At 73.0% G+C, this 15888-nt stretch carries 14 protein-coding genes; 6 read left to right on the top strand and 8 right to left on the bottom strand.

Annotation, left to right across the window (positions count from 1 at the left end; genetic code table 11):
- Window positions 1-98: 98 nt before the first annotated feature.
- The 4 genes from hutI to hutU all read right to left on the bottom strand — a co-directional run bounded on the left by hutI (window position 99) and on the right by hutU (window position 5594).
- Entirely contained in the window at window positions 99-1274 is a 1176-nt protein-coding gene (gene hutI, locus ACIQRL_RS12690; RefSeq protein ID WP_401330686.1) for an imidazolonepropionase, read from the bottom strand.
- Window positions 1275-1345: 71 nt separating this feature from the next.
- Window positions 1346-2704, bottom strand: coding sequence for a formimidoylglutamate deiminase (locus ACIQRL_RS12685; protein ID WP_401330683.1), 1359 nt, complete (start codon window positions 2702-2704; stop codon window positions 1346-1348).
- On the bottom strand, window positions 2701-3924 hold the full coding sequence (locus tag ACIQRL_RS12680) for an allantoate amidohydrolase (protein WP_401330680.1): 1224 nt from the start codon (window positions 3922-3924) through the stop codon (window positions 2701-2703). Before ACIQRL_RS12680 ends, ACIQRL_RS12685 begins: the two co-directional genes overlap by 4 nt.
- Entirely contained in the window at window positions 3921-5594 is a 1674-nt protein-coding gene (gene hutU / locus ACIQRL_RS12675; protein ID WP_401330677.1) for a urocanate hydratase, read from the bottom strand. Before hutU ends, ACIQRL_RS12680 begins: the two co-directional genes overlap by 4 nt.
- Before the next feature lie 314 nt (window positions 5595-5908).
- Between hutU and ACIQRL_RS12670 the strand changes: the two genes are divergently transcribed.
- The 5 genes from ACIQRL_RS12670 to ACIQRL_RS12650 all read left to right on the top strand — a co-directional run bounded on the left by ACIQRL_RS12670 (window position 5909) and on the right by ACIQRL_RS12650 (window position 9913).
- The gene (locus ACIQRL_RS12670) at window positions 5909-7462 is read left to right on the top strand and encodes a diaminopimelate decarboxylase (protein ID WP_401330848.1); all 1554 of its coding nucleotides are present in this window, start codon (window positions 5909-5911) and stop codon (window positions 7460-7462) included.
- Between the two features lie 262 nt (window positions 7463-7724).
- Window positions 7725-8132 carry a hypothetical protein gene (locus ACIQRL_RS12665; protein ID WP_261704018.1) on the top strand — a complete coding sequence of 136 codons (408 nt, stop codon included), beginning with the start codon at window positions 7725-7727 and terminating at the stop codon, window positions 8130-8132.
- Complete coding sequence (locus ACIQRL_RS12660; RefSeq protein WP_401330674.1) at window positions 8129-8941, top strand: transcriptional regulator; 813 nt, start codon at window positions 8129-8131, stop codon at window positions 8939-8941. The genes ACIQRL_RS12665 and ACIQRL_RS12660 overlap by 4 nt, the downstream gene beginning before the upstream one ends.
- Before the next feature lie 64 nt (window positions 8942-9005).
- Window positions 9006-9524: a roadblock/LC7 domain-containing protein gene (locus ACIQRL_RS12655; protein WP_401330671.1), complete on the top strand. Its 519-nt coding sequence runs from the start codon at window positions 9006-9008 to the stop codon at window positions 9522-9524.
- 14 nt (window positions 9525-9538) lie between these two features.
- The gene (locus ACIQRL_RS12650) at window positions 9539-9913 is read left to right on the top strand and encodes a hypothetical protein (protein ID WP_261704015.1); all 375 of its coding nucleotides are present in this window, start codon (window positions 9539-9541) and stop codon (window positions 9911-9913) included.
- An 11-nt stretch (window positions 9914-9924) separates the two neighbouring features.
- On the opposite strand, the gene ACIQRL_RS12645 is transcribed toward ACIQRL_RS12650, so the two are convergent.
- The 3 genes from ACIQRL_RS12645 to ACIQRL_RS12635 all read right to left on the bottom strand — a co-directional run bounded on the left by ACIQRL_RS12645 (window position 9925) and on the right by ACIQRL_RS12635 (window position 13196).
- Window positions 9925-10494 carry a hypothetical protein gene (locus ACIQRL_RS12645; protein WP_401330668.1) on the bottom strand — a complete coding sequence of 190 codons (570 nt, stop codon included), beginning with the start codon at window positions 10492-10494 and terminating at the stop codon, window positions 9925-9927.
- Window positions 10495-10632: 138 nt separating this feature from the next.
- On the bottom strand, window positions 10633-11517 hold the full coding sequence (locus ACIQRL_RS12640; protein WP_401330847.1) for a MurR/RpiR family transcriptional regulator: 885 nt from the start codon (window positions 11515-11517) through the stop codon (window positions 10633-10635).
- A 143-nt stretch (window positions 11518-11660) separates the two neighbouring features.
- Window positions 11661-13196: an aromatic amino acid ammonia-lyase gene (locus ACIQRL_RS12635; RefSeq protein WP_401330845.1), complete on the bottom strand. Its 1536-nt coding sequence runs from the start codon at window positions 13194-13196 to the stop codon at window positions 11661-11663.
- Window positions 13197-13359: 163 nt separating this feature from the next.
- Here ACIQRL_RS12635 and ACIQRL_RS12630 point away from each other — a divergent pair, with 163 nt between their 5' ends.
- Window positions 13360-13797: a hypothetical protein gene (locus ACIQRL_RS12630; RefSeq protein ID WP_401330666.1), complete on the top strand. Its 438-nt coding sequence runs from the start codon at window positions 13360-13362 to the stop codon at window positions 13795-13797.
- A gap of 582 nt (window positions 13798-14379) precedes the next feature.
- Here the strand turns inward: ACIQRL_RS12630 and ACIQRL_RS12625 are convergent.
- Window positions 14380-15774, bottom strand: a complete 1395-nt coding sequence (locus tag ACIQRL_RS12625) for a cystathionine beta-synthase (protein ID WP_401330663.1) — start codon at window positions 15772-15774, stop codon at window positions 14380-14382.
- Window positions 15775-15888 lie beyond the last annotated feature (114 nt).

Genomic DNA, 15888 nt, shown 5'->3' with positions numbered 1-15888 from the left:
GCCCGTCGCCCTTGGGCGGCGGACAACGGGCAGCGGGCGGCGGACAACGGGCGGCGGACAACGGACAACGGGCAGCGGGCCCACGGACCCCCGGGTTCTCAGACCTCGCGGGCGCCGCGCCGCCAGACGCCGGTGACCAGCGGGACGCCCGGACGGTAGGCCAGGTGGACATGGCTGGGGGCGTCCAGCAGGGCCAGGTCCGCATAGGCGCCCGGCGCGAGACGGCCGACATCGTCCCGGCGCAGGGCCTTCGCGCCGCCCGCGGTCGCCGACCACACGGCCTCGTCGGGGGTCATCCGCATGTCCCGCACCGCGAGCGCGATGCAGAAGGGCACGGACGACGTGAAGGACGAGCCGGGGTTGCAGTCGGTGGACAGCGCGACCGTGACGCCCGCGTCGATGAGCCGGCGAGCGTTCGGCCACTCGGCGCGGGTGGAGAACTCGGCGCCGGGGAGCAGGGTCGCCACGGTGTCGCCGCTCGCCAGGGCGTCGACGTCCGCGTCCGTCAGATGGGTGCAGTGGTCGGCGCTCGCCGCGTCCAGCTCGACGGCGAGCTGGACTCCGGGGCCGTACGAGAGCTGGTTGGCGTGCACGCGGGGGTGCAGGCCCTTCGCCTTGCCGGCCGTGAGGATCGCGCGGGCCTGGTCGCCGTCGAAGGCGCCCTTCTCGCAGAAGACGTCCACCCAACGGGCGTACGGGGCGCAGGCGTCGAGCATATCGCCGGTCACCAGGGCGACATAGCCGGCCGGGTCGTCGGCGTAGTCGGGCGGGACGATGTGCGCGCCGAGGTAGGTGACCTCGTCGGTGTGCGAGGCGGCGATGCGCAGGGCGCGGGCCTCGTCCTCGACGGTCAGGCCGTAGCCCGACTTGGTCTCGAAGGTCGTGGTGCCCTGGCGGAGGGCTTCGCGCAGATAGCGCGTGAGGTTGCGCTCCAGCTCCTCGTCGGAGGCGGCGCGGGTGGCGGCGACGGTGGTGCGGATGCCGCCCGCGCTGTACGCCCGCCCGGACATCCGGGCGTTGAACTCCTGGGTGCGGTCCCCGGCGAAGACCAGGTGCGAGTGGGAGTCGACGAAGCCCGGGATCACCGCGCGGCCACCGGCGTCGACCCGGTTGTCAGTGGCGGGTGCTTTGCTTGATTCACCGGTCCACGCGACGCGGTCTCCGTCGATGACGACGGCCGCGTCCTGGATCAGACCGAGCGGGGATCCGTCACCTTGGGAGGGATCGTTGGTGACCAGACTGGCGATGTTGGTGATGACGGTCGTGCTGCTCATGGCGTCCTCAGGGGTGGCGGGACTGCTGGTGGGGGGTGCCGGGCACGCGAGGTCGCGCCCGGGTCCGGATATCAGGAGCGCAGGGCCTGGACGGCGTCCGCGAGAGCTGCCGGCACATCCGGTACGAGCGTGTGCGCGCCGTCGCGTACGACGTGCCGTCCCGCCACCACCGTGTGCCGGACATCGGCCGCCGTGGCCGCGAATACGGCTGTCTCGGCGCCGAGGCGCGGCACCGGTCCCGCTGTTCTGACCGAGTCGAGGGCGATCGTCGTGAAGTCGGCGAGCGCGCCCGTCTCGATGCTGCCCGCGTCGTCCCAGCCGAGGGCCGCGTGGCCGTCGGCGGAGGCGGCGCGCAGCAGGGCGGCGGCCGTCCAGTGACCGCGGGTGCGGGTGCGCAGCCGCTCGTTCAGCTCCATCGCGCGGGCTTCTTCGAGGAGGTCGATGACGGCGTGGCTGTCGGAGCCGAGCGAGAGGGGTGAGCCCGCGCGCTGCAGGGCGACGGCGGGGCCGATGCCGTCGGCGAGGTCGCGTTCGGTGGTCGGGCACATGCAGGTGCCGGTGCCGGAGCCGCCGAGCAGGGCGATGTCCTCGTCGGTGAGGTGGGTGTTGTGGACTCCGGTGGTGCGCGGGCCGAGCACCCCGTGGTCGGCGAGCAGCCGGGTGGGCGTGCGGCCGTGGGCGGCGAGGCAGGCCTCGTTCTCCGCGGTCTGCTCGGACAGGTGCACATGGAGCGGGGCGCGCCGCTCCTCGGCCCAGCGCGCGACCGTGGCGAGCTGTCCGGCGGGCACGGCCCGTACGGAGTGGATCGCCGCACCGATCCGTGCGTGATCCCGGTCCTTGAGAAGTGAAGAGCGTTCCGCCCAGGCGTCGGCGGTGCCGTCGGAGAAGCGCCGCTGGTGCGAGTTGGGCGGCTGCCCGAAGCCGGAGGAGAGATAGGCCGTGTCGAGCAGGGTGATGCGGATCCCGGCGTCGGCGGCGGCGGCGATGAGGGCCTCGCCCATGGCGTTGGGGTCGGCGTAGGGGGTGCCGTCGTGGGCGTGGTGCACGTAGTGGAACTCGCCGACGGCGGTGACTCCGGCGAGCGCCATCTCCGCGTACACCGCGCGGGCCAGCGCTTGGTAGGTCTCCGGGGTCAGCCGGTCCGCGAAGGAGTACATGAGCTCGCGCCAGGTCCAGAAGGTGCCGGAGCCGACCTGGACGGTGCCGCGCAGGGCGCGGTGGAAGGCGTGCGAGTGGGCGTTGGCGAGACCGGGGAGGGTGAGTCCGCGGAGGATCTCGGCGCCCGGCGGCGGGGTGTCGACGCCGGTGCGGACCTCGGTGACGCGGCCGTCCTGGCCGGCCCCGGAGCCGCCGGTGGACACGGTCACGGCGACGCCCGGCTCGACGTTCGTGTCGAGCCAGGCGTGTTCCAGCCAGTACGTCTGCGTCACCTGCAGGCCAGCCCTTCGAGTACGTCGGCGAGTGCGGTCACCCCGGCCACGCAGTCGTCCTCGGCGGCGTACTCGGCCGGGGAGTGCGAGACGCCCGTGGGGTTGCGTACGAACAGCATGGCGGTCGGGACGGTGCCGGAGAGGATTCCGGCGTCGTGTCCGGCCCCGGTCCCGAGAACGGGGACGCTGAGCACGGCGTCCCGCTCCTTGCCCAGGATGCGGGCGAGTTCGTCACGCAGGGCGTGCTCGAACTCGACGACGGGGGTGAACGACTCGCGGACCACGTCGAGTTCGACGCCCTGCGCGTCCGCGTACGCGCGGGCCGCCTTCTCGACGCCGGTGACGACCGTGTCGAGGGTCGCCTGGTCGGCGGCGCGGGAGTCGAGCCAGCCGCGCACCAGGGAGGGGATGGCGTTCACGCCGTTCGGCTCGACGGCGATCTTGCCGAACGTGGCGACGGCGCCCGCGAGCCGGGCCTCGCGGCGTGCGGCGAGGACGGTCTCGGCGTAGGGCAGCATCGGGTCGTGGCGGTCCACGAGCCGGGTCGTGCCGGCGTGGTTGGCCTCGCCGCGGAAGTCGAAGCGCCAGCGGCCGTGGGGCCAGATGGCGCTGGCGATGCCGACCTGGTCGCCGCCGATGTCGAGGGCGCGGCCCTGCTCGACGTGCAGTTCGACGAAGGCGCCGATCCGGCCGAGCCGCTCGGGGTCGGGGCCGATGGTGCCGGCGTCGTACCCGGCGCGCTCCATTGCCTGCGGCAGGGTGATGCCGTCGGCGTCGGTCAGCCGGTGCGCCTGCTCGACGGTGAGCCGGCCGGCGGCCAGCCGGGAGCCGACGCAGGCGAGGCCGAACCGGGCGCCCTCCTCGTCGCCGAAGTTGACGATGGCGAGGGGCTTGGTGAACTCCACGCCGCGGGCGCGGAGTTCGTCGAGCGCGGCGAAGGAGGAGACGACACCGAGGGGGCCGTCGAAGGCACCGCCGTCGGGCACGGAGTCCAGGTGGGACCCGGTGACCACGGCGTCCCCCGCGGCGGGGTCGCCGAGCCAGGCCCACTGGTTGCCGTTGCGGTCGAGTTCGTAGGTGAGCCCGCGGGACTCGGCCTGCTGCCGGAACCAGGCGCGGCAGTCGGTGTCGGCCCCGGTCCAGGCGAACCGGCGGTAGCCGCCGGAGGCGGAGCTGCGGCCGATCGGCAGCAGCTCCGCCCACATGCTGTGGAACGTCACGCGGTGCCGCCCTCGTCGCCTTCGCGCATCGGGATGCGCACACCGCGCTCGTCGGCGACGTTCTCGGCGATGTCGTAGCCGGCGTCGACGTGGCGGATGACGCCCATGCCGGGGTCGTTCGTCAGGACGCGGCGGATCTTCTCGCCGGCGAGCTTGGTGCCGTCGGCGACGGAGACCTGGCCCGCGTGGATGGAGCGGCCCATGCCGACGCCGCCGCCGTGGTGGATGGAGACCCAGGAGGCGCCGGAGGCGACGTTCACCATGGCGTTCAGCAGCGGCCAGTCGGCGATCGCGTCGGAGCCGTCGAGCATGGCCTCGGTCTCGCGGTACGGGGAGGCGACGGAACCGCAGTCGAGGTGGTCGCGGCCGATGGCGAGGGGAGCGGCGAGTTCGCCGGACGCCACCATGTCGTTGAAGCGCTCGCCTGCCTTGTCGCGCTCGCCGTAGCCGAGCCAGCAGATACGGGCGGGCAGGCCCTGGAAGTGGACGCGCTCGCCGGCCAGCTTGATCCAGCGGTGCAGCGACTCGTTCTCCGGGAAAAGGTCGAGGATCGCCTTGTCCGTCTTGTGGATGTCGGAGGCCTCGCCGGACAGGGCCGCCCAGCGGAAGGGGCCCTTGCCCTCGGAGAAGAGCGGGCGGATGTAGGCGGGGACGAAGCCGGGGAACGCGAAGGCGCGGTCGTAGCCGGCGAGCTGGGCCTCGCCGCGGATGGAGTTGCCGTAGTCGAAGACCTCGGCGCCGGCGTCCATGAAGCCGACCATGGCCTCGACGTGCCTGGCCATGGACTCGCGGGCGCGGGTGGTGAAGCCGGCGGGGTCCTTGGCGGCGGCGTCGGCCATGTCGTCGAAGTCGACGCCTACGGGGAGGTAGGCGAGCGGGTCGTGGGCCGAGGTCTGGTCGGTCACGATGTCGATGGGCGCGCCCTCGGCGAGCATCCGCGGCAGCAGCTCCGCCGCGTTGCCGAGCAGGCCGATGGAGAGCGGCTTGCGCTGGTCGCGGGCCTCGACGGCGAGCTGGAGGGCGTGCTCCAGGGAGTCGGCCTTCACGTCCAGGTAGCGGTGCTCGATGCGGCGCTCGATGGCGCGCGGGTCGACGTCGATACAGATCGCGACGCCGTCGTTCATCGTCACGGCGAGCGGCTGGGCGCCGCCCATGCCGCCGAGACCGGCGGTCAGCGTGATGGTGCCGGCCAGGGTGCCGTTGAACTTCTTCGCGGCGACGGCGGAGAAGGTCTCGTAGGTGCCCTGGAGGATGCCCTGGGTGCCGATGTAGATCCAGGAACCGGCGGTCATCTGGCCGTACATGGTGAGGCCGAGGGCCTCCAGGCGCCGGAACTCCTCCCAGTTCGCCCAGTCGCCGACCAGGTTGGAGTTGGCGATGAGGACGCGCGGGGCCCACTCGTGGGTCTGCATGACGCCGACGGGACGGCCGGACTGGACGAGCATCGTCTCGTCCTGCTTGAGCGTGCGCAGCGTGCGGACCATGGCGTCGAAGGAACGCCAGTCACGGGCGGCCTTGCCGGTGCCGCCGTAGACGACGAGCTTGTCGGGGTGCTCGGCGACCTCGGGGTCGAGGTTGTTCTGCAGCATCCGCAGGGCGGCTTCCTGCTGCCATCCCAGGGCGCTCAGTTCCGTACCGCGCGGCGCTCGGACGGGGCGGGGTCCTGACATGGTCTGCCTCCTAGCGAACTGTTGCTGTAGATATTCACATCCTGGCTCTTTGAATAGAGCTAGTCAATAGATGCACGGCCCCGCGCGCGCTCCTCACGGATGTTTGGCTGGGACGTATGGGCGCAGACATGGACAGGGCAGGGGAACCGGCGGGCGACGGGGCGAGTGGGGCTGCGATGCCTTCGGCAGGAGCTTCGAGGACGCCTTCGGGCGACGCGAGGGCGCATGAGGACGAGCGGACGGACGGCAGAGGGGCGGCCGGGGGCCGGACGGCGGCGGACGGCGAGGGGGCGGCGGGCGAGGGGCGGGCGGCGATGGACGGCCGGACGACGAACCGGAACCGGGACCGGACGAGGGACAGGGACCGGACGGGGGACAGGGACAGGGGACGAGGGGCGGCCGGGGAACGGGATCACGGGGCCGAATCCGAACGGGGTCGGGCAGTGGACGGGGATGAGGGCCGGACGGCGGACGGGGGCAGGGACAGCGGCGGGGTCGCCTCGGACCGCGAGCCGGGGGCCGAGGCGGACTCCGGGCGGGTCTCCCGGCGGGACGACGCCGTGCGGGCCGCCGTGGAACAGGGCCTCCTCACCCCGGACCACCCCATCGTCGCGCTCCTCGACGTCCCCGGCATCCGGGCCTCGGCCGCCGCGCTGCACGCCGCCTTCGACGCGGTGACCGCACCCGGCACTCCGGTGCTGCACGCCTTCGCGGTGAAGGCGACCCCCCTCGTGCCGGTACTGCGGCTGCTGCGCGAGCAGGGCATCGGCGCGGAGGTGGCGAGCCCCGGAGAGCTCGCGCTCGCCCGGACCGCCGGAATCCCGCCCGCGCGGACCGTGCTCGACTCGCCGGCCAAGACGGCCGCCGAACTGCGCGAGGCTCTGGAGCTGGGCATCGCGGTCAACGCGGACAGCAAGCAGGAGCTGGAGCGCATCGACGCCGTCGTCCGCTCGGCGGCCACCGGCTCCCCCATCGGAATCCGGGTGAACCCGCAGGTCGGCGGGGGGTCGATCGAGGCGCTGTCCACGGCGACGGCGACCTCCAAGTTCGGGGTCGCGCTGCGGGACGAGGGGGCCCGCGCGTGGATCGTGCGGGCGTACGCCGACCGCCCCTGGCTCACCCGGCTGCACGCACATTCGGGATCACAGGGCATGCCGCTCTCCCTGCTGGCGCGGGGCGTGGCGGAGACGTACGCGCTGGCGGAGGAGATCAACCGGCACGTCGGGCGGCGGCAGGTCGACACGATCGACATCGGCGGCGGGCTGCCGGTCGACTTCGGCTCCGACGCGACGACACCGACGTACGCGCGGTACGCGCGGCTGCTCGCCGAGGTCGCGCCCGGACTGTTCGACGGGCGGTACGGGCTGGTCACGGAGTTCGGCCGGTCACTGCTGGCCAAGCACGGGACGGTGCTGGCGCGGGTCGAGTACACGAAGTCCGCCGGGGGCCGGGCGATCGCGGTCACGCATGCCGGGGTGCAGGTGGCGACCCGTACGGTCTACGCGCCGGCGGCCTGGCCGCTGCGGATCGCCGCGTACGACGCGAAGGGCCGGCCCAGGACGGGGCCGGACGTCGTCCAGGACGTCGCGGGCCCCGCCTGCTTCGCGGGCGATCTGCTGGCGGAGGGCCGCGCGCTGCCGCTGCTCGAACCGGGCGACCACGTGGCCGCGCTGGACACCGGCGCGTACTTTTTCGCCCACCACTACGCGTACAACTCCCTTGCCCGGCCCGGCGTCTACGGCTTCGCACCGGCCGGCGACGACGACGCGGGCGGCGTGCGCTTCGCGGTCGCACGGGAGCCGCAGACCCTCGACGAGATCGTCGCGGAGTCGGGCGGCGCGCACGGGCCGTCGCTCATCGCGCTGTAGCCACCGCCCTCCCCGTGAGACCTCGGGGCGCACGCGACGCTCCGTGCGCCCCATCGCACCCGCGAGCGCCTCTGCCACACCCCCCAGGGCAGCACAAACCGCCCACGGGCACTGTCGGTGCGCCGGAGAATGTGGTCAGTTGACCCACCTTAGTCATCGCGGGCATGTTCCACAGGAAAATGCCCGATCACTCCCTTCCCGTGCACACAGTGCGTAACTTCGGCGTCACTCGGCCGAACCCTTTGGCGGGAGGGGAGACACGGTGCCCGGAATCGACGAGTGCCTGCTGGAAGCCATGACACTGCCCGGTGCGCGGGGTGCCTCGGTGGTCGACTGGACCAGCGGCCTGGCCCTGGGGACGGTGGGCGACGCGCCGGGCGACGACCACGAGACGACCGCGGCGGAGGCGGCCGAGCTGGCCCGGCTGGCCGCGGAGAACCGCTCGTTCGCCCCCAAGGACGGCTCCGACTGGTCGGAGTGGTCCGACCAGGAGACCCCGATCGAAGACCTGATCATCAGCAACCGCGACAGCTACCACGTCCTGCGTTTCGTCCGGACCACCTTCGACAGCAGCGTGTTCCTGCACCTGTGGCTGGGCCGCTCGGACGGCAATCTGGCCCTGGCCCGCATCCGGCTCGGCGAGATGGCAGGACGGCTGGTGCTCGTATGACCACGGTCAGGACCCCTCCTCCGCCCCGGCTCCCGGTGCGGGACACGGCACCGAGCGCCGCCGGCGGCGTCTCGCCGATGCTCGGCCGGCTCGCCGACGAGCGGGCCACCGGCGTCCTCATCCGCGAGCGCGGCACCCTCTACCTCGCCGACGGCGAGGTCGTGCACGCCGAGAGCCCCGCCACACCCGGGCTCGACGTGCTGTTCTCCGTCCGCGGCGTACTGGACGCCGAGGTGTGGCGGGAGGCGGTCGCCGCGGCCGGGGCACGCCGCCGGGTCGGCCGGTTCCTGATCGACAGCGGGTGGATCGCGGAGGGCGCGCTGGAACTGTGCCACCTGGGCTCCCTGTACGACGCGGCCTACTTCGTGCTCGGGCCGAGCAGCACCCCGAGCCGCTTCCGCTACGGCGCCGCGCACTGGTTCGGCCCGCTCCGCCCCGTCCCCGTCGCCGCGCTGGAGCGCGAGACGGTGCGCCGGCGCGAACTCCTGCACCGCATATGGCCCGACCCGGCGACCGACACCGCACCGCTCCGGCGCGCCCTGCTCGCCGCCGGGCCGACGGTGCCGCTGCGCCAGGAGGCCGTCCTCGGCCGGGTGGACGGCGTCCGCACGGCGGCGGACGTGTCCCTCGCGCTGGGGCGGCCCGCCTTCCACACGCTCGTCGACCTGCGCCGGCTCGCCGCCGCCGGACTCGTGACGGCCGCTCCGCCACCGCAGCCGCTCCCCCCGCCCAGCGTGCTCACCCAGACCTCCAACGATCCCGACGTCGCGTTGCTGCGACGACTCAGAGACGCGCTGGAGGCCTTGTGAGTCCCAACCCGCGGGAGGCCTTGTGATCCGCGCGCTACGACAGCGTGCCGAGAGGAGACTGCTGATGGCGGCGGAACCCGAAGTCCTCGACGAACTCCATCGGTTGAGGGCCCGTGTGCCCCAGCTGACCGGAGCGCTCGCGGCCAGCGCCGACGGTCTCGTCCTCGCCCACGACACGCCCGGTGTGGAGCCGGACGGCCTGGCCGCGCTCACCGCGGCCGCACTGGGTGTCGCCATACGGATGGCCGAGACCACCGGACACGGCGATCTGCGTGAGCTGCTGGTCCGCGGCGTGCACGGCTATGTGGCGACCTACGCGGCAGGCGGCTCCGCCGTCCTGACGCTGCTGGCCCAGGACCGGGTCAATGTCGGCCGGCTGCACCTGGAGGGGCGGCGTTCCGGCACCCGGATCGGGGAGCTCGTCGACGCCGCCACCGCGCGCGGCGAGCTGGCCGCCGACCCGCCCAAGACGTCCGCGAAGCCCTCGCCGGGCACGTCGCGCACTCGCACGGCGCGCGGCACGACCGCCGCGCGCCCCACTTCTACCCCAGCCACCAACCACCCGAGAACATCAGAGAGTTGAAGGAGCACAGCACCATGACGAACACCGAGACCGCGCTCAAAGAGGCACTGGCGTCCATCGAGGGCGCGACCGGAGCCGCCCTCGTCGACTACACCAGCGGAATGGCGCTGGGCACGATCGGTGGCAGCAAGAGCTTCGACCTCACCGTCGCGGCCGCCGGTAACACGGACGTCGTCCGCGCCAAACTCCGCACCATGGAGCACCTGGGCCTGAAGGGCGATATCGAGGACATCCTGATCACGCTCTCCGACCAGTACCACCTGATCAGGCTGATGAAGGGCCGCGGCGGGAACGGCCTGTTCCTGTACCTGGTGCTCGACCAGAAGCGGGCCAACCTGGCGATGGCCCGGCACCAGCTCAAGCGGATCGAGACCGACCTGGAGGTTTAGTTCCGTTCCGCTCAGCGACGCCGCGCCCCGCCGGGCGCGGCGTCGCCCGCCGCCACTCCGGTGGCCCGGACGGCCCGGACCGGCTTGCCCACGGGGGCACCGGCGCGCGGGCCGAGCCAGTCGACACGTACCCAGATCAGCGCCTGCTCGGCCCGTTCCAGGCGCCCGAGCCGGCCGGCCTTCAGCCACAGTCCGACGCCCGCGCCGGCGAGCAGCATGCCGCCCGCCGCGGGCACGGCGAGCGAACTGCCCAGCGCGGCCGCGAAGGCGAGGAGCAGCCACCAGCGGTGGCCCCGGCGCCAGTTGCGCACCGTCACGGCACGGTCCTGGAGCACATCGTGCTTACCGGCCCGGGCCGCTGAGCGGACCAGGGCGGCGTACCGCTTCCCGCGCCAGTACGGCACCACGGCCGCCGTGACGAGAAACAGCGCGGCCCCCGCCAGGACGCCGATCCTGCGCCCGGTCAGTCCGGGAAGCACCACCCCGATCCCGGCGGCCAGCACCCCGCACCACCACAGCGGCGCGGCTCCCGCCCGCACCACGACGGCCACCCGGGCCAGTCCCTGTCCTCCGCGCTTCACTGTCCGCCTCCCGTCTCAGCGTCTCCACGCCCACGGGTACGTCGCCGACCGCCGCCGCGCCCGTGTGTCTCTGGGCGCGCAGGCTAGCCACGGAAGGTGAGACGAGTCTGAGAAACGCCCGAATCCGTGCTCCGGCGCCTACTCGACGAACAGTCCCCGCACCGCGGCCCGCGCGTCGAACTGCTCCAACCGCGCCTGCGCGTCCGGCAGGTCGTCGCACATGGCCTCCAGCAGAACGCGGCCCAGCAGCATCGGCGCGCACGCCGTGTCGAAGGCGAGGCCGGTGCCGACGGCGGCGGGGAGCAGCAGATCGGACACCTTCGCCACCGGCGCGAACGCGGAGTCCGCGACCGTGACGACGGTCAGCCCGGCCTCCTTCGCGTAGCCGAGGGCGTCGACGACCTCGCGCGGGTGCCGGGGCAGCGCGAAGCACAGCAGGGCCGTGGCCCCGGCCCTGACGGCGGCGTCGATACGGTCCTGGAGCATCGTGCCGCCCTCGTGCAGCAGCCGCACGTCGGGGTGCACCTTGGCGGCGAAGTAGGCGAAGCCGTAGGCCTGGGAGGCGGCGGCGCGCAGCCCGAGGACGGGCAGCGGACGGGACGCGGCCAGCAGGCGGCCCGCCCTCGCGACCGGACGTGGATCGGCGAGCACCGCGGCGAGGTGGCGCAGGTTCTCGATCTCGGCCTCGACGGCCTGCTGGTACTCGTTGTACGAGGCGGTGTCGGCGGCCGGTTCGGCGGGCGCGACCTCGCGCAGGTGCTTGCGCAGGGCCGGGTAGCCGTCGAAGCCGAGGGCGACCGCGAAGCGGGTGACGGAGGGCTGGCTGACGCCGGCGAGTTCGGCGAGTTCCACGCTGGACAGGAACGGCACGTCGGCGGCGCGCCGCACCATGCTGTGGGCGATGCGGCGCTGGGTCGGCGTGAGCCGGTGCCCCTCGAAGAGGGTCTGGAGCCGCCCGGCGGGACTGTCGCTCACAGCCGTGTCGCTCACGCCCGTGTCGCTCTCCACGCCACCGCCCCTCATCGCCCGGCCGTTCCCGTTCCCGTTCCCGTTCCCGTTCGCCTTCCCGTCCACGTTCCCGTTCCCGTCCACGGCGGCGCTTCGGCCCCCGCTCCTGTCTCCGCCCCCGTTCCTGTCGCTGCCGCCGGCCCTGTCGCTGCCCGTGCTCATGACGTGCTCCCCCTCCAGATGTCCGTGAACCGGTCGAGCAGCGCGGCGGCCGCCGTCACGTCGTCCGTGAGCGGCCGGTCGGCCTGCTCCGCGTCGAGCAGTTCCTCGGCCAGTTCCAGTGCCCGCCCGGCCGGCAGCTCCGGGTCGGGCCGCAGATCGCGCTGGCGCAGCGCCCGTACCGCGGCGACCAGTTCGCAGCCGACGACGAGACGGTACGCACCGCAGGCCCGCAGCGTCTGGCGGGCGGCGAGCGAGGCGAAGCTGGCCTGTTCCTCGACGCCCCGGGAGAGTACAGCGTGGCCGAGCGAGGCGGGTGCGGAGAAGGCCCGCAGGTCACCGAGAGCGGCACCGGCCGCGTATTCCAGGATCATCACGCCGGACGAGGCCGGTTCGTGGTCGGCGAGGAAGGGGCGCAGCCGGGTGTAGACGGGTTCGTTGAGGGTGGACAGGCGGGAGGTGGACAGCCGGGCCACCTGGGTGACGGCGAGCCTGAAGTGGTCCAGGGCGAGGGCGAGCTGGGCCTGGTAGAAGCCGCCGTGGTGGTAGGCGGCCATGTCCTCGGGGGAGATGAGGGGGTTCTCCGCGGCGGCGTTGATCTCCACGGCGAGGACCGCCTCCAGCGCGTCCGCCGCGTCGTGCGCGGGGCCGTGGATCTGCGGGAGACAGCGGAAGCCGTACGGGTCCTGGATCCGGCCGAGCGGTGGCGTGGGCCGGTCCGCGGCACCGATCAACTCCCGCATCCGGCGCGCCACTTCGACGGACCCCCGGTGCGGCCGGGCGGCGTGCACGGGCGCCGCGTAGGCCTCGTGGGACCCGTCGACCGCCAGCAGCGACAGGGCCGCGACGACCTGCGTGGCGCCGATCAGCCCGCGCAGTTCGTGCAGCGCGAGCGCGGCCTGCCCGAGGGTGAGCGCGTTGCTGCTGATGAGCGCGAGCGCGTCGTTGTTGTCGAGCGTCTGCGACTCGGGAGCGAGGCCCTCGCCGGCCCGGGCCGGCGAGCCGTCCGGGCCTCTCCAGGGGTGCTCCCCCGCGAGGGCGAGGCCCAGCTGGGCCTCGGCGGCGATGTCCCCGGTGCCGACCGAGCCGAACTCGTTGACGACCGGGTGGGCGCCGCTCTCCAGCGCCTCGCACAGCGCCGTCACGACGGTGGGCCGCAGTCCCGCGCCGCCCGCGAGGATCTGGTTCGCGCGGACGGCGAGCATCGCCCGGACCTGTCGGGCGGGCAGTTCCTCGCCGATGGCACCGGCGTGGCTGCGCAGCAGGCGCAGGCCGTGGCCGGCGGCCGCTTCGGTGGGCACGTCCTCGTTCCGGTTCGCGCCGACGCCGGTGGAGCGGCCGTAGACGCGGCCGGTGGCGGCGATCTGCCGGGCGGCGCACCAGGACTCCTCGACCCGCTTCATCGCGTCCGTGCCGGGAACCGGCCGCGCGGCGCCATCGGCGAGCCGTACGACGTCGTCGACACCGGTGCCGCGGCCGTCCAGGACCACGAGCGCGACGTCGCCCGGAGGCGTCACCGCACACGACGTGTCCATGATCCGAGACGACACCACGCGCACACCTTTCTATTCAGGTACCGAGAACTCTGCATGACGATATGCAGACCGGGCAAGGGGCACCTTCCGGGGGCTCGGCCCAGCCGCAACAGGGGGGCTATCCCCAGTGCCCCGCGGACCTCGGCTGCCTAACGTGAAAGGCATGACCGGTATGGAAGCCCGCCATGACGACGCGGAACTGAAGAAGGAACTCAACGCCACCCTGCACGCGCGCAGGGAACTCGGCGACGAGTACGAGTCCGCGCTGGTCGACTCGTTCCTGGAGAAGGTCGAGCAGCGCCTCGACGGCGCCGTCGACCGCCGGGTGCGGCGTCAGCTCGCCGAACAGCAGATGGTGGTGGCGCGCGGCGCGCGCGCATCCCAGTCGTCCGACTCCTGGGGCGAGCGTTTCGGCTTCGGGATCGTCTCGCTCGTCCTCGCGGTCCCGCTGTCCGCGATCGGCGGCGGAATCGCGCACCTGCCCGGCCTGCTCGTCGCCTGGGTCGGCATCGTCGGAGTGAACGTGGTGCAGGCGGCGCGCCTCTCCCCGGGCTTCTTCGGCCGCCGCAAGCCCCGGCCGGAGTCCGACTGGGAGGAGTAGGCGCCGCCGCGAAGCCCCGCCCGTTCCCCGGCGCGGACGCCCGCACCGGGGAACGGGGGTCCGCGCGGCCCCGTACGACGCACGAAAGGGCCCGGCACTCGCGACGAGTGCCGGGCCCTTCGACGTGTTGCGCGGGGACCGCCGCACCCCCGATACCGGGGGGCGGGACGACGGCGGTCCCCGCGAGGGACGCGGCAGCCGGGTCAGGACCGGGCTTACGCGTCCTAGGCGTCCATGGAGGTCCGGGAGCCGCTCCGGAGGTCCTTGGCGCCGTTCTGTCGTCGGCCGGGGCGGGGAGCCGCTCCCGCCCTGCCGACACCCACTAATGTGCCGGACCCGTGTTAAGCGGGTGCTGCGCGGACGTGACGCGCTCGTACCACTTCCGCGAAGTTCACCTCGGCCGGAGCCGAAAGATCCACACGGATCCGACACTTCGAACAAATATCCTGCGCCGGACCCGTGCGACCGAACGTTGTGCGCCAGGCGCGGCCCCTGACCGTCACCCGTGCGCCCCGGCCCACCGCCCGGCGCCCACCTGGTCACCCTCCGTCGCCCCCGGTGCCTTCCCGCGGGCCCCGGCCGTCACGCCCTGGTGCCGCCCTTGGCCAGGAAGGAGAGGAGGTCCTGCCGGCTGACGACACCGGTGGGCTTGCCCTCGACGAGCACGATCGCCGCGTCGGCGCGCCCGAGCACGGACATCAGGTCGGCGACCGGCTCACCGGAACCGACCTGGGGCAGCGGCGAGGACATGTGCTTCTCCAGCGGGTCCTCCAGGGAGGCCCGCTTGGTGAACAGCGCGTCGAGGAGCTCGCGCTCCACCACCGAGCCGATGACCTCGGCGGCCATCACGTCCGGGTGACCGGCGCCCGGCTTGACGATCGGCATCTGCGAGACGCCGTACTCGCGCAGCACCTCGATCGCCTCGCCGACGGTCTCCTCCGGGTGCATGTGGACGAGCGAGGGGATCACACCGCCCGCCTTGTCGTTCAGCACGTCGGCGACCCGGGCGCTCGGGCCGGTGTCCTCCAGGAAGCCGTAGTCGGCCATCCACTCGTCGTTGAAGATCTTGCTGAGGTAGCCGCGCCCGCTGTCGGGGAGCAGCACGACCACCACGTCGTCGGGGCCGAGGCGCTCGGCGACGCGCAGCGCGGCGACCACGGCCATGCCGCAGGAGCCGCCGACGAGCAGGCCCTCCTCCTTGGCCAGCCGGCGCGTCATCTGGAAGGAGTCCTTGTCGGACACGGCGACGATCTCGTCCGCGACCGAACGGTCGTACGCGGTCGGCCAGAAGTCCTCACCGACGCCCTCGACGAGGTAGGGCCGGCCCGAACCGCCGGAGTACACGGACCCCTCCGGGTCGGCGCCGACGACCTGTACCTTCCCGTCGCTGACGTCCTTCAGATACCGGCCGGTGCCGGAGATCGTGCCGCCGGTGCCCACACCCGCCACGAAGTGGGTGATCTTCCCCTCCGTCTGCTCCCACAGCTCGGGGCCGGTCGAGTGATAGTGCGACAGGGGGTTGTTCGGGTTGGAGTACTGGTCGGGCTTCCAGGCCCCGGGGGTCTCCCGGACCAGCCGGTCGGAGACGTTGTAGTACGAGTCCGGGTGCTCCGGGTCGACGGCGGTGGGGCAGACCACGACCTCGGCCCCGTACGCGCGCATCACGTTGATCTTGTCGGTGGAGACCTTGTCGGGGCACACGAAGATGCAGTGGTACCCCTTCTGCTGCGCCACGATGGCGAGCCCCACACCAGTGTTCCCACTGGTCGGCTCGACGATCGTGCCGCCTGGCTTGAGGGCGCCGCTCTCCTCCGCGGCCTCGATCATGCGCATGGCAATGCGGTCCTTCACGGATCCGCCGGGGTTGAAGTACTCGACCTTCGCCAGGACGGTCGCCTGGATGCCCGCGGTCACGTTGTTGAGCCTCACCAGCGGGGTGTTGCCGACGAGACTGATCATCGAGTCGTGGAATTGCACCGTTGTCTCCGGAGCTGCGTTTTCAACAGGAATGGTCCCGTCAGCCTACGGCCCTGAACGGCCGTTCACGCGCCGTTGAGATTGGCCCACCCGCTCTTCGGGGCAAGCAGTGGT

The organism is Streptomyces sp. NPDC091209, assembly GCF_044757755.1.
In the GTDB taxonomy this organism is placed as follows: domain Bacteria; phylum Actinomycetota; class Actinomycetes; order Streptomycetales; family Streptomycetaceae; genus Streptomyces.
Note: the sequence above shows the minus strand (reverse complement) of the source record. Positions and strands in the feature narration are given on the sequence as shown.

Coding starts and splice junctions, on each gene's coding strand:
- ACIQRL_RS12630 (WP_401330666.1), top strand. CDS start 13,360: ATGACCGGTATGGAAGCCCGCCATGACGACGCGGAACTGAAGAAGGAA.
- ACIQRL_RS12640 (WP_401330847.1), bottom strand. CDS start 11,517: ATGAGGGGCGGTGGCGTGGAGAGCGACACGGGCGTGAGCGACACGGCT.
- ACIQRL_RS12650 (WP_261704015.1), top strand. CDS start 9,539: ATGACGAACACCGAGACCGCGCTCAAAGAGGCACTGGCGTCCATCGAG.
- ACIQRL_RS12635 (WP_401330845.1), bottom strand. CDS start 13,196: ATGGACACGTCGTGTGCGGTGACGCCTCCGGGCGACGTCGCGCTCGTG.
- hutI (WP_401330686.1), bottom strand. CDS start 1,274: ATGAGCAGCACGACCGTCATCACCAACATCGCCAGTCTGGTCACCAAC.
- ACIQRL_RS12655 (WP_401330671.1), top strand. CDS start 9,006: ATGGCGGCGGAACCCGAAGTCCTCGACGAACTCCATCGGTTGAGGGCC.
- ACIQRL_RS12670 (WP_401330848.1), top strand. CDS start 5,909: ATGGACGGCCGGACGACGAACCGGAACCGGGACCGGACGAGGGACAGG.
- ACIQRL_RS12660 (WP_401330674.1), top strand. CDS start 8,129: ATGACCACGGTCAGGACCCCTCCTCCGCCCCGGCTCCCGGTGCGGGAC.
- hutU (WP_401330677.1), bottom strand. CDS start 5,594: ATGTCAGGACCCCGCCCCGTCCGAGCGCCGCGCGGTACGGAACTGAGC.